The sequence below is a fragment of the Kitasatospora sp. NPDC041917 genome (assembly GCF_055589745.1).
In genome coordinates this window covers 74,915-86,805 of sequence record NZ_JBVJBI010000024.1, presented here as the reverse complement: position 1 = coordinate 86,805, position 11,891 = coordinate 74,915, and the positions used below count along the sequence as shown (strand labels likewise).

The window sequence follows — 11,891 nt, the reverse complement described above, 5'->3', positions numbered from 1 at the left end:
GCTACACCCACGTCCTGGGACGGGCACGGTTGGCCCGTTCCACCATCTCGATCCTGATCTCGGCCCGGTCGGCCAACCGGGCGAGTACCCGGTAGGACTGTTCCAGGGCGAAGCGCAGTTCCCGCTCCTGTGCGGGACGTCCCAGTACCACCAGGTCGGTGGCCCGTCGGCCGGCGGCCGCCTCGGCGCCGACCCAGCCGAGGGCCGCGTCGAGCACCTCGACCGCGAGCTCCTCGCGGCGGCGGGAGTCCAGCCGCAGCGCGGTCAGCTGCGCGGAGCTCGCGCCGAGGTCGACGGCCAGGTCGTCGGTGGCCGGGCGCTCGCGCAGCCGGGCCCGGACGGCGGCGATCCGGGCGGCCGTGTACTGGTTGGAGGTGGCCGGGACGGTCTCCAGGACGCGGACCGCGCCGGTCCGGTCCTCCTCGGCCAGCCGGACCCGGGCCAGCCCGAAGGCGGCGCTCAGGTAGGCGTGGTCGGTGGCCCACACCAGTCGGTAGAACTCGGCCGCGTCGCCGCCGTCGGCGAGCAGTTCGGCGCAGATGGCGAGGGCCAGCTTGGGGGCGGCCTCGCCGGGGAAGGCGTCGTAGACCGCGTCGAAGGCCTCCGCGGCGGCCCGCAGGGCCGTGACCCGCCCGCTCGCCTCCGGGCGCTCCTCGCTCTCGGCGCCGGCGCGCTCCTCGGCCCGGGGCGGGGCCTCGCTGCCGACCAGCGCGGTCAGGCCGCGGTACCAGACCACCCGCCAGTCGTCCGGCTGGTCCTGTTCCAGTTCGGCGAGGCGGCGCACGGCGTCCGGGTGGCGGCCGAGTTCGAGCAGGGTGCGCAGTTCGCGCAGCCGGCTCTCGACCGAGACGGTGGGCGCGGCGGCCAGCGCGGCGAGCGTCTCCTCGGGGTCGGGGGTGACCAGGACGGCCAGGAAACCGGCGTTGGGGTCACCGGGGTCGACCCGGGGGACGGGCAGTGCGAGGGCGGCGGCGGCCGGGTCCAGGGGGGCCACCCGGAGCTGTCCGGCCTGTTCGGTGGGCAGCACCAGCTCGGTGTCGACGACGCGCAGTTCGGGGCCGAACAGGGTGGACGGCGCGGGCCGGGGCCGGTCGTCCTGGAGGGCCATGATCTCCCGCAGCACGCCGGTGAGCTGGTCGGCCATCTCCTCGGCGGAGGCGAAGCGGCGGGCCGGGTCCGGGTCGGTGGCGCGGACCAGGAAGCGGTAGTAGGACTCGTACCGGGCGAAGGCCTCGACCTGCTCGGGGCCGGGCAGCGAGTCGCGGTAGGTGCCGCTGTAGCCCTGGAAGTCGAAGGTGAGCACCGCGAGGGTGCGGGCCACGGTGTACAGGTCGGAGGCGACGGAGGGGCCGTCGGTGGCGATCTCCGGGGCCTGGTAGCCGATGGTGCCGTAGATCGGGCCGTCGTCGTCGAGCCGGCGGACCGCGCCCATGTCTATGATCTTGAGCGTGTCGCCGCTCTGGATCACGTTGTCGATCTTGAAGTCGCAGTACACCAGGCCCCGGCCGTGCAGGTACCCCAGGGCCGGCAGCGCCTCCAGCGCGTAGGCGATCGCCTGCTCGACCGGCAGCGGCTCGCGCCGGCCGTCCGCGGTGCGGCGCTCGTTGGCGATGTCCTTGAGCGACTTCCCGCCGACGTACTCCATCACGATGTAGCCGTCGGTGGCGCCGGTGCGCAGGTCCGGGTGCTCGGCGAAGTTGATGATCCGGACGATGTTCGGGTGGTCCACCTCGGCCAGGAACCGCCGCTCGGCGACGGCCACCGCGAGCGCGTCCTCGTCGCCGGTGTCCAGCAGGCCCTTGAGCACCACCCACTTGTCGTTGACCCGCCGGTCCACCGCCAGGTAGATCCAGCCGAGCCCGCCGTGCGCCAGGCAGCCCACCACCTCGTACTGCCCGCCGACCAGGTCGCCGCGGCGCAGCTTGGGCGTGAACGAGTACGGCGTGCCGCACTTGGTGCAGAAGCCGTCCGGGCGGCCCGGGCTGCCGTTCTTCTCCCGGCCCACCGGGGCCTCGCACTTGGAGCAGAACCGCTTGCGCTCGGGCACCTCGGGGTTGGCCAGCACCGCCCGGGACGGGTCGGCCGCCTCGACGGTCGGCACGGTGACCAGGCCGGCGCCCAGCCGGCTGCGGGTGCCCGCGGTGCCGCCGCCCCGGGTGGAGCGGACCGAGAGCGAGCGGCCGCTGCCGGTGCGGGTGGAGCGGTGCGAGCGGGAACGGCCGGACATCGTACGGGCCGAGCCGGTGCGGGCCGACATCGAACGGGCCGGGCCGCCGGAGCCGTGGCCGGAGCCGTGGCCGGAGCCGGTGGGGCCGGAGCCGGGGGAGACCCGGGCGGAGGGGACGTACGGCTGGGTGACACCGGTGTCGCCGCCGGGCGGGGTCAGGCCGCACTCGTCGCAGTAGCCGTCCGGGTCGATGGTGCCGGAGCAGTCGCGCGGGCAGGGCGAGCCGGGGCCGGCGGACGCCGGTGCTCCGGTTCCCGGTGCTCCCGTCCCCGGTGCTCCCGTCGTCGGTGCTCCCGTCCCCGCGGTCCCCGTCGTCGCCCCCCCGGGCGTGGCGGTGGTCCTGGCCGCCGGGGCCAGCCCGCACTCGTCGCAGTAGCCGTCGGCGTCGATCCTGCCGCTGCCGGAGCACTCCGGCCGTTCGCACGTCCCGCCCATCAACCTCAGCCCCCCTGAACCTCTCCGTCGGCCGGCGGCCGGCCGGCCGCCTCCTGAGCCTGCCCGGTTCCGGCCTCGGTGTGGGCCGGCCGCAGCGACTGCTGGAACCGGGCCACCGCGGCGGCCGCCGCCCGCAGGTCGCAGGGCGCGCTCCACAGCAGCCAGCGCGCCTTCTCGTACCGTTCGATCACTTCCGGGTCCTCGGAGACCCGCAGCCGGGCCGCCATCGCCTTGTAGGCGTCCAGCCGGCCGCGCAGCTCGGCCCGGACGGCCAGCGGCTGGGTCACCTCGGAGAGCGACTGCCGGGCCCGGGTCAGCTCCTTGGCGGCGGCGTCCTCCAGCGTGTCCAGCAGCGGCGCCAGCCGGCCCCACTGCCCGGCCTGGCGCAGGTCCAGCGCCGCGACGATCCGCTCGCGCAGCGCCGAGGCCGGTCCGGGCACCGCCGGGACGTCGCTGGACGCTATCTTCGCCAGCACCTCGCCGCGCGCCCGGCGGGCCTCGGCCAGGGTGGCGTCGGCCCGCTGGAGCAGGTCGCCGACGCCCTGGAGGCGGTCCTCGGCCTCGTCGCGCAGCCGCAGCAGGTCCTCCAGCTCCAGCCGGACGCCGTCCAGTGCCCGCCCGGCCCGGTCGAACCGCTCGGTGTCCACCACCCCGGCCGGGCCGGCGAAGGCCGAGCCCTCCGGGACCGTGCCGCGCTGGGCGGGCACCCGGGCCGGGCGCCACAGTGCCAGCGGGTCCCCGCGCACCTCGGTGCGCAGCTCGGTGAGGTCCTTCTCGATGCCGGCCAGGTCGTCGCCCAGCGGGTGGGCGCCGGTGCGCACGCCGAGCGAGGCGGCCAGGGTGCGCACCCGCTGGAGCTCGGCCAGCAGCAGGTCGATCCGGGCCGGCAGCGCCGACCAGACCGCGTCGGCGGCGCTGACCACCTCCAGAACGGTGGCGTACCAGGAGTTCATCCGGGTCATCAGCGCGTCCAGGCTGATCCGTTCGACCAGCTTGGCGGGCGCGCCGAGCACCTGCGGGCCGTCCGGCACCACCCCGCCCGGGACGGTCACCGCGTCGCCGGTCAGCAGTTCGCTCAGCTCGGCGAGTTCGGGTGTGCCGGGCTTGGCCTTGCGGGCTCGGACGGCCCGGGCCGAGGCCAGGGCCTCGGAGTAGCGGTCGAACAGCGCCCAGAGCAGCGGCAGTCCCTTGCCGGCGACCGACCAGCGCTCCAGGGTGCGCCCGGACAGCTCGGCGCCGTCCAGCAGCCGCAGGCCCGGGTGGTCCTGGAGGGCGAGCAGCGCCGACTCGACCGCGTCCCGCTCCGCGCCGAGGCGGGCGAGCGCGCGGTCGACCTCCTCCCGGCTCAGTGCCGGGCCAGCCGATGCCGCCACCGCGGTGTCCTTCCTTCCTCGCGTGCGATCCCGACGTACCTGACGTGCTCGACGTACCGGACGTGCGGTCCCACGACAACCCCCGTGTCCACCACCGGTCTCCCCGTGGTGATCGTCCCGAACCCTAGCCGGTGGCCGTTCGGGCGGAGCGGGCGCGGGGCGTCAACGTGCCGTCAACGCCCCGCTGACGGATCGTGCGCCACCTCTCCCGCGCCGTCCTGCGCGCCGTCCCGCGCCGTCCCGCGCGCCGCCCCCGGACCTGCCCCGACGCCGGATCAGTGCGGTGCGGGCCAGTAGTGCTCGGCCTCGTTGAGCATGTACGGCTTGAGCCAGTGTTCGTACGAACGGGTCCAGTCGCCGCGCGCGTAGTAGTCGGCCAGGACCTGGTTGACCCGGGCGGCCAGGTCGGTGCTGTCCTTCAGCATGGCGACGCCGATCACCTCCGGCTGGGCCTCGCCGTCCACGATCCGCACGGTCTGGTCCTGCGCGGCCTGGCCGGCCGCCAGGCCGTTGTCGGTCATGGTGGCGTCGACCTTGCCGAGCTGCATCAGGACCAGGCAGTCCAGCTGGTTCTCCACCGTGACGACCTGCCGGGCGGTCTTCTTCTCCTTGACCACGGTCAGCGCGGTGGAGCCGTCGGCGGCGCAGACCGCCTTGTCCTTGACCGCGTCGTCGATGTTCTTCGCCGGCGACGACTTCGGCACCAGGACGCGCTGGCTGATGTTGAAGTACGGCTTGGAGAAGGCGACGTCCTCCATCCGCTTGCAGTTGATCGTCATGGTGCGGACGATCAGGTCGACCCGGCCCTTCTTGATGGCGTCGATCCGGTCGGCCGTGGCCACCGGCTTGAGCACCACCTTGTCCGGGTCGCCCATGACGGCCGCGCCGATCGCCCGGGCGAGGTCGATGTCGAAGCCCTCGATCTGGCCGGTGTTCGGGTTGCGGGCGCCCCAGCGGTAGCTGTTCTGGTCCACGCCGATCACCAGGCTGCGCCGGGCCTTGATGGCCTTCACGGCCGGGCCGTCGTCGGTGCTCGGCGGCACGCTCCTGTAGATGTCGCAGCCGTCGGCCGGGGCCTGCTCCTCCTGGACGGCCAGGGGCGCGGCGGTCGTGGCCGCCGGTGCGGCGCCGACCGGGCCGCCGCCGGTGAGCACGGCCGTGCCGGCCGCCAGCAGCGCGAGCGCGGCGGCGGGCCTGGTCCTTCTCCTCGATCCGCTGGATCCTCTGGTGCGCATTGCGTCTCCCCCTCTGCCCGTCACCGGTACTCGGCCAGTCGCCGGCCCAGGCCCCGCAGCGCGGCGGTCGCGGCCACCAGGCCGAGCAGCGCGGCGGCGACGGCGGCGGCGCGCAGGTCCCCGCCGGTGCCCTCGGCGGCCTTGTCGAAGCGGTCCTGCTCGATGTCGGCGGCCCGGGCGAGCGCCTTGTCGGTGGCGTTGAAGGCGGCGTCGGCGGTGGCCGCGTCGCCCTTGGCCGTCACGGTGGCCTCCAGGGCGCCCTGGTAGTCGGCGTTGTCGACCTCCAGGGCGCGGGCGTCGTCGTGCCGCCGGCGCCACTCGTCGAACTGCTTCGAGGCGTCCACGACGCTCGACACGGCGGCCGACGGCGCCAGCCGGACGGCCTGCGGCAGGGAGCCGTTGGACCGGTCCGGCGGGAGGTCCTTGGCTCCGGCCAGGTGTTCGGTGGCCTTCGTCCACTGGTCGGCGTACTTGGTGGTCGAGCCGCGGGCGACGAAGTGCAGGTTCTCCGCCAGCCGGGCGGTCAGGACGTCCACCCGGGCGGTGTTGAGCGCCCGCAGCGGGGCCGCGCCCTCCCGGTTGCTCCGCTGGAGCGCCGAGCTGGTGGTCAGCCCGGTGACGGTGAGCCACAGGGCGCCGGACAGGACGGCGGCGGTGGCGCCCAGCAGCCCGATGTTGAACACCCGGTTGGTGCGGCGGAACAGCGTCAGCTGCACCCAGGCCAGCGCGGCCAGGGCGACCAGCGCCAGGCCGTACGCCGCCCACGGGACCGCTCTGGCCTCGGCGTAGTCGTCGGACAGCTCCCGGTCCTCGACGGCGGCCAGTTCGGCGGCGGTCGGCAGCAGGACGGTCTGCATCTGCTCGGAGGCGTACCGCAGGTAGGCGCCGCCGAGCGGTATGCCCTGCCGGTTGTCGGCCCGCGCGGTCTCCACCAGGCCGGCGTACACCGGGAGTTGCTGGTTCAGCCGGGCGAGCGAGCCCTGCGCGGGCGAGGTCGCGGTGGTCCGGGCGGCGGCCTGGGCGATCAGCTTGGCGGCGGTGGCGATGTCCTGCTCGTAGCGGTTGCGGACCTCGTCGGGCTCGGCGCCGGCCAGCAGGAAGCCGCTGGCCGCGGTGGTGGCGGCGTCGGCCAGGTTGCGGTGGATCTCGGCGGCGTCCCGGCTGAGCGGCTGGCTGTACGAGACCACCCGGTCGGCGGCCTGGGCCCTGGTCTCCAGTTGCCAGGCGGTGAGCCCGCCGAAGGCCACGGTGAGCACCGCGAGCACCACGCCGGCCAGCCGCAGCCGGCCGGGGGGTGTGCGGGTGGCCTGCGCGAGCCGGGCGCGCACGCCGGTGGCGACGGCCGCCGGAGGGCGCTTCGCGGGCGCCCCGCCGGGTCTGGGTGCCGGGGGCGCCCCGCCGGACTTCGCGAGCGGGGCCGATCCGGGGACGGCCGGTGCCCCCGGTGCGGCCGTCGCCACTGCTGCGCCCGGTGCCCCCGGCAGCTGGTTCGGCCGTGCCGGGAACGCGGCGCCGGACGCGCCGCTGCCTACTGGTGTTGCCACCCGCCTCATCCTCCCCTGGGGCCGGGCCCGTCCCCGGGGCCCGACCGATGGCAGCAGTATGGCCGTGACTCCCCCCGGCCACACCTGACTTGCGCCGATCTTGAGCATGTCGTGCACGTTCCCGGGACGGCCGGTACCACTGGTGCGGCGGGTGCCGCCGGTACCGCCCGTGCCGTCGGTCCGGCCCTTTCGGCTCGGGCCGCTCCCACCGGTCGTCCCGAGAGGTGGCGAACCGTCCGACGCGGGCCGCACCCTACGCGGTTCCCCCGGCCGGGCGGAGCGCGGGGGTCCGCTTGAGGGCGCGCGATCCCGGGTGCGGCGACCCCTCGCTCCGTACGATGGAGGTATGCGCCTGCTTGGAACGATCTCGTCCGACCGCCCGCTGCTCGTCGTCGCCGTGCGCGAGGAGGCCGCCCACCTGGACGACCGCCTGCCCGTGCTGCTCACCGGGATCGGGAAGGTCAACGCCGCCGTCGCGCTGGCCACCGTCCTCGCGCAGGGCGAGAAGCCCTCCGAGGTGATCAATCTCGGCACGGCCGGTGCGCTGCGCCCCGGCTGGGAGGGCACCCACCACGTGGTCCAGGTGATCCAGCACGACCTCGACACCGCCGCCCTGCACGCGCTCACCGGGCGTGAGTACGGCGCCCCGCTGGTGATCGGCAAGGGAGACGGCCCGGTGCTGGCCACCGGGGACCTCTTCGTCTCCGACGTGGACGCCCGCGACCGGCTCGCCGAGCACGCCGACCTGGTGGACATGGAGGGCTACGCCGTCGCCACCGTCGCGCACCGGGCCGGGCTGCCGGTGCGGCTGGTCAAGCACGTCAGCGACGAGGCCGGGGACGGTGCGGAGCACAGCTGGAAGGAGGCGGTCGACGACTGCGCCCGCAAGCTGGCCGACTGGGTGGTCGCCCAGGGCTGGTGACGCCTGCTCACGATGACGCCTGCTCACGATGACGCCTGCTCAAGGGGCGCGCCTGCTCAAGGGGCGCGCCTGCTCAAGGGGGGCGCAGGAGTGTGGAACGGGGTGGGAGGGCGACGGCCCTCCCACCCCGCTCCGTGCGCCCGCGCGTCACTGCTCCCGGAAGTCCGTGAGGTCCAGGGCCGCCAGCCGCTCCGGGTCGGTGAGCACGTCGATCGCGACGATCGCGCCGTCCACCACGGTGAAGGCCATGATCGACAGCGCCCGGCCGTTGTCGCCGACGACCACCGCGCCGGCGGTGCCGTTGACCAGCGCCGGGCGGGCGAACGGCGACAGCGTGCCCCACAGGACGGCCTGGCCGGCCACCGTGCCGGCGCCCGAGAGCACCACCGTGTGCCGGGCCATCGCCGTGCCGCCGTCCGAGCGCAGCACCACGTCCGGGTCGAGCACGGCGACGAGCGCGTCCAGGTCGCCGTTGCGGGCGGCGGCGAAGAAGGCGTCCACGGCCCGCCGCTGCCGGCCGAGGTCCGGGTCGGGCGCGGGCGCCTGCCCCTGCACCTTGCGGCGGGCCCGGCTGGCCAGCTGGCGGGTGGCGGCGGCGGTCCTCTCGATCAGCGGGGCGATCTCCTCGAACGGCACCGCGAAGAGGTCGTGCAGCACGAAGGCGACCCGCTCGGCCGGTGACAGCGACTCCATCACCACCATCAGCGCCAGCCCGACCGAGTCCGCGAGCATCACCTCCTGCTCCGGGTCCACGACGCCCTCGCGCCGCAGCAGCGGGTCCGGGATGCGCGGCGGGCCCGGCTCGCCGCCCGGCCCGGCGGGTTCCAGCGGCTCCTCGCGGCGCTGGGCGCGGGTGCGCAGCAGGTTCAGGCAGACCCGCGAGACCACCGTGGTGAGCCAGCCGCCGAGGTTGGCCACGCCGGCGGTGTCGGTGCGGTCGTAGCGGAGCCAGGCCTCCTGGAGGGCGTCCTCGGCCTCGCTGATCGAGCCGAGCATCCGGTACGCGACGGCGCGCAGGTGCGGGCGCTGCTCCTCGAAGAGCGCGGCCCGGGCAGAGCTCTCGTCCACCTTCTCGTCCACGTGTCACATTCCTTCGTCGCCGGGGGTCAGGGCAGCAGGAGCCACCCAACAACGGCCGCGGCGGGGAGATCAACTCCCTGCCCGGGACGAAACGGAGACGATCATGACGAAGCACACCGTGCTGGTCACCGGCGGGACCGGAACCCTGGGCCGGCAGGTGGTCCCGCTGCTGCGCGCGGCCGGGCCGCCGGTGCGCGTGCTCAGCCGGCAGGACCGTCCGGACGCCGACGGCGTGACGTACGTGCGCGGCGACCTCCTCGGCGACCCGGCGACGGCGGCCCGGCAGCTGGACGCGGCGCTGGCCGGGGTGGACACCGTGCTGCACCTGGCCGGCGGCCCCAAGGGCGACGACGTCGCCACCCGGCTGCTGGTCGCCGCCGCGCGGCGGGCCGGGGTGCGGCACCTGGTGTACATCTCGGTGATCGGCGCGGACCGGCTGCCGCTCGGCTACTTCCGGGCCAAGCACGCCGCCGAGCGGGCGGTGGCCGACTCGGGCCTGCCGTACACGATCCTGCGGGCCGCGCAGTTCCACGACCTGGCGTTCACGGTGGCGGAGAAGATGGCCCGGCTGCCGCTCGTCCCGGCCCCCGGCGGGGTCCGCTGGCAGCCGGTGGACGTGCGGGAGGTCGCCGCCCGGCTGGTGGAGCTGGCGCTGGACGGGCCGGCCGGGCCGGTGCCCGACCTGGCCGGCCCCACGGTGTACGAGATGGGCGAGCTGACCCGCGGCTACCTCGCGGCGCGCGGCCGCAGCCGCCGGCACCTGCCGCTGCGGGTGCCGGGCAGGGTCGGGCGGGCGTACCGGGCGGGGGAGAACCTGGCCCCGGCGGGGGCCGAGCACGGGCGGCGGACCTGGGAGGAGTACCTGGCGGAGCGGCTGGCGGGCTGAGGACTGTCCGTGGCGGTCCGTAGGGTGGCCGCCATGTCCCTCCTCGATGCGATCCGCGCCGACGCCGCCGCCGCCGACTTCCTGGCCTGGCCGGGCGACTTCTCCCTCGACGTCCACGAGCACGTGGAGGAGGTCGTGCTCGCCTCGGGCGCGGCCCTGGAGCCGGTGGCCAAGGACGGCGCGGGCGGCACCTTCTTCCTCTGCGGCGAGGGCGGCGAGGAGCGGCCCGTGCTGTACGCCGATTCCGAGGGCGGCGCGGCCCTGCTGGCCGTCGGGGTGCCGGAGCTGGTCCGGCTGCTGCTGGCGGTGCCGTGGTGGCGGGACTGCCCGCGGCTGACGGTCGAGGAGAGCACGGGGGCGGCCGAGGAGTACCTGGAGGACGAGCCCGACCTGCTCGCCGGCCGGGACGCGGCGGCCGCCGCGCTCGGGCTCGACGTCCCCTCCCCGGCCGAGGCCCTGGCGCGGCTGCGGGAGCTCGCGCTGGGCCCCGGGACCTCGTACGTGCTGCTCAACGCGGAGGAGGGCACCGCGTACGAGCCGCTGTTCAGGCCTTAGCCGCCCGGAGCACCTGCTCCGTCGTCACGACCTTGGCGAAGCGCATCGCGTGCAGGGTGGTGGCCGTGGCGCGGGCGAGGTCGGCGGCGGGGACGGTGGTGCCGTCGGGGCCGGTCATGTCGAAGGAGTGCATGGCGTCGACGGGGAAGACCGCGTCGTAGCCGAGGTTGCCGGCCATCCGGGCGGTGGTCTCGTTGCAGACGTTGGTGATGATCCCGGTGACCACCACCTGCCGGGCGCCGCGTTCCTGGAGCCAGGCGTGCAGGTCGGGGGTGCCGTAGAAGGCGCTGTTGACGGTCTTGGTGATGTGCAGGGCGGGGGTGACGTCGGCGACGAAGTCCTTCAGCCCGTGCCCCGGGGTGCCCTCGGCGAGCGGGCCGGCCGGGGAGGTGTGCTGCACGGTGACGATCGGGCGGCCGGTGGCCTGCCAGGCGGCGATCAGCTCGGCCATCCGCTGCTCGGCCCGCGGGTTGTCGCGGGGGCCCCAGAAGGCGGTGTCCTCGAAGCCCTTCTGGACGTCGATGAGCAGCAGGACGGCGTCCTGGTCGAGGGTGAGGGGGGCGTCGAAGGCGTCGGTGTTCGTCATGCCGTCCATGGTGGTCGGGGTCGTCGGGCGGGCGTGATGGGCAGCGGGGCCACCCATCGATAGGTTCCTGCCATGCGAACGGTGGGTTGTCTGATCTTCGACGGTGTCCGGGCCTTCGACTACGCGGTGATCGGCGAGGTGTGGGCGAACCGGACCTCCCGGCCCGGCCTGCCCGCCTTCGACCTGCGGGTCTGCGGGCCGGAGGGCGCCCGGGTGCGGCTGGGCGGCGGGCTGGAGCGGGTCCCCGACCACGGGCCGGCGGCGCTGGCCGCCTGCGACCTGGTGGTGGTGCCGGGCGTCGAGGACCCGGCCGCCCGGCGCGGCCCGGAGATCCTGGACGCCCTGCGGGCGGTGGCCGCCGCCGGCGTCCCGGTCGCCTCGCTCTGCGCGGGCGCCTTCGTCCTCGCCGAGGCCGGCCTGCTGGACGGCCGGGAGGCCACCACCCACTGGGCGCTCGCCCCCGAACTCGCCCGCCGCTTCCCGGCGGTGACGGTCCGGCCCGAGGTGCTCTTCACCGGCGGCGACGGCCTGTGGACCTCGGCGGGCGTCGCGGCGGGCATCGACCTCTGCCTCCACCTCGTCCGCACCGCCCACGGCCAGCAGGCCGCCGCCGCCATCGCCCGCGCCATGGTCACCGCGCCCTTCCGGGCGGGCGGCCAGGCCCAGTTCATCCCCTCCCCGGTCCCGGACGCCGCCGCCGGTGACGACCCGCTGGCCCGGCTGCGGGCCGAGGTCGCGGCCTCCCTCGACGCTCCCTGGACGGTGCGCCGGATGGCCGCCGCCGCCCTGATGTCCGACCGCACCTTCGCCCGCCGCTTCACCGCCACCACCGGCACCACCCCGATGCGCTGGCTCCTCGACCAGCGCGTCCTCACCGCCCAGCGGCTCCTGGAGGAGACCGACCTGCCCGTCGACACCGTCGCCACCCGCTGCGGCTTCGCCTCGGCGGTCTCCCTGCGGCCGGTCTTCACGGACCGGGTGGGCGTCGCCCCGAGGGAGTACCGCCGGGCCTTCCGCGGCCGCGAGGAGGGGTAGCGCGGAGGGCCGG

Annotated in this window: 10 protein-coding genes; 4 read left to right on the top strand and 6 right to left on the bottom strand. The window is 75.6% G+C overall.

Annotated elements, in window-relative coordinates; genetic code table 11:
- Position 1: 1 nt before the first annotated feature.
- From ACZ6EM_RS26490 to ACZ6EM_RS26475, 4 genes are all read right to left on the bottom strand, one after another.
- Entirely contained in the window at positions 2-2,662 is a 2,661-nt protein-coding gene (locus tag ACZ6EM_RS26490) for a serine/threonine-protein kinase (protein ID WP_465773387.1), read from the bottom strand.
- 5 nt (positions 2,663-2,667) lie between these two features.
- Positions 2,668-4,035, bottom strand: a complete 1,368-nt coding sequence (locus ACZ6EM_RS26485) for a hypothetical protein (RefSeq protein WP_465773386.1) — start codon at positions 4,033-4,035, stop codon at positions 2,668-2,670.
- A gap of 275 nt (positions 4,036-4,310) precedes the next feature.
- Positions 4,311-5,270 (bottom strand): glutamate ABC transporter substrate-binding protein, encoded by a 960-nt coding sequence (locus ACZ6EM_RS26480; protein ID WP_401052178.1) that lies wholly within the window; start codon positions 5,268-5,270, stop codon positions 4,311-4,313.
- A gap of 20 nt (positions 5,271-5,290) precedes the next feature.
- Entirely contained in the window at positions 5,291-6,814 is a 1,524-nt protein-coding gene (locus tag ACZ6EM_RS26475) for a hypothetical protein (protein WP_401052181.1), read from the bottom strand.
- Positions 6,815-7,160: 346 nt separating this feature from the next.
- Between ACZ6EM_RS26475 and ACZ6EM_RS26470 the strand changes: the two genes are divergently transcribed.
- Complete coding sequence (locus tag ACZ6EM_RS26470; RefSeq protein WP_401052183.1) at positions 7,161-7,736, top strand: nucleosidase; 576 nt, start codon at positions 7,161-7,163, stop codon at positions 7,734-7,736.
- Positions 7,737-7,883: 147 nt separating this feature from the next.
- On the opposite strand, the gene ACZ6EM_RS26465 is transcribed toward ACZ6EM_RS26470, so the two are convergent.
- Positions 7,884-8,816 (bottom strand): sigma-70 family RNA polymerase sigma factor, encoded by a 933-nt coding sequence (locus ACZ6EM_RS26465; protein WP_380545693.1) that lies wholly within the window; start codon positions 8,814-8,816, stop codon positions 7,884-7,886.
- A gap of 103 nt (positions 8,817-8,919) precedes the next feature.
- On the opposite strand from ACZ6EM_RS26465, the gene ACZ6EM_RS26460 reads away from it, so the two are divergent.
- Complete coding sequence (locus ACZ6EM_RS26460) at positions 8,920-9,702, top strand: SDR family oxidoreductase (RefSeq protein ID WP_452180555.1); 783 nt, start codon at positions 8,920-8,922, stop codon at positions 9,700-9,702.
- Positions 9,703-9,735: 33 nt separating this feature from the next.
- Entirely contained in the window at positions 9,736-10,257 is a 522-nt protein-coding gene (locus tag ACZ6EM_RS26455; protein WP_465773385.1) for a hypothetical protein, read from the top strand.
- Here the strand turns inward: ACZ6EM_RS26455 and ACZ6EM_RS26450 are convergent.
- A complete protein-coding gene (locus ACZ6EM_RS26450) occupies positions 10,247-10,843 on the bottom strand; it encodes an isochorismatase family protein (protein ID WP_387685446.1) in 597 nt (198 codons plus the stop codon). The two genes, ACZ6EM_RS26455 and ACZ6EM_RS26450, sit on opposite strands and share 11 nt — an antisense overlap.
- Before the next feature lie 72 nt (positions 10,844-10,915).
- Between ACZ6EM_RS26450 and ACZ6EM_RS26445 the strand changes: the two genes are divergently transcribed.
- Positions 10,916-11,878, top strand: a complete 963-nt coding sequence (locus ACZ6EM_RS26445; protein ID WP_380357638.1) for a GlxA family transcriptional regulator — start codon at positions 10,916-10,918, stop codon at positions 11,876-11,878.
- The last annotated feature ends 13 nt before the right edge of the window (positions 11,879-11,891 follow it).

Bases quoted from the DNA above. Each gene is read 5' to 3' on its own strand.
- ACZ6EM_RS26490 (WP_465773387.1), bottom strand. From the start codon at position 2,662: ATGGGCGGGACGTGCGAACGGCCGGAGTGCTCCGGCAGCGGCAGGATC.
- ACZ6EM_RS26480 (WP_401052178.1), bottom strand. From the start codon at position 5,270: ATGCGCACCAGAGGATCCAGCGGATCGAGGAGAAGGACCAGGCCCGCC.
- ACZ6EM_RS26470 (WP_401052183.1), top strand. From the start codon at position 7,161: ATGCGCCTGCTTGGAACGATCTCGTCCGACCGCCCGCTGCTCGTCGTC.
- ACZ6EM_RS26460 (WP_452180555.1), top strand. From the start codon at position 8,920: ATGACGAAGCACACCGTGCTGGTCACCGGCGGGACCGGAACCCTGGGC.
- ACZ6EM_RS26455 (WP_465773385.1), top strand. From the start codon at position 9,736: ATGTCCCTCCTCGATGCGATCCGCGCCGACGCCGCCGCCGCCGACTTC.
- ACZ6EM_RS26450 (WP_387685446.1), bottom strand. From the start codon at position 10,843: ATGACGAACACCGACGCCTTCGACGCCCCCCTCACCCTCGACCAGGAC.
- ACZ6EM_RS26445 (WP_380357638.1), top strand. From the start codon at position 10,916: ATGCGAACGGTGGGTTGTCTGATCTTCGACGGTGTCCGGGCCTTCGAC.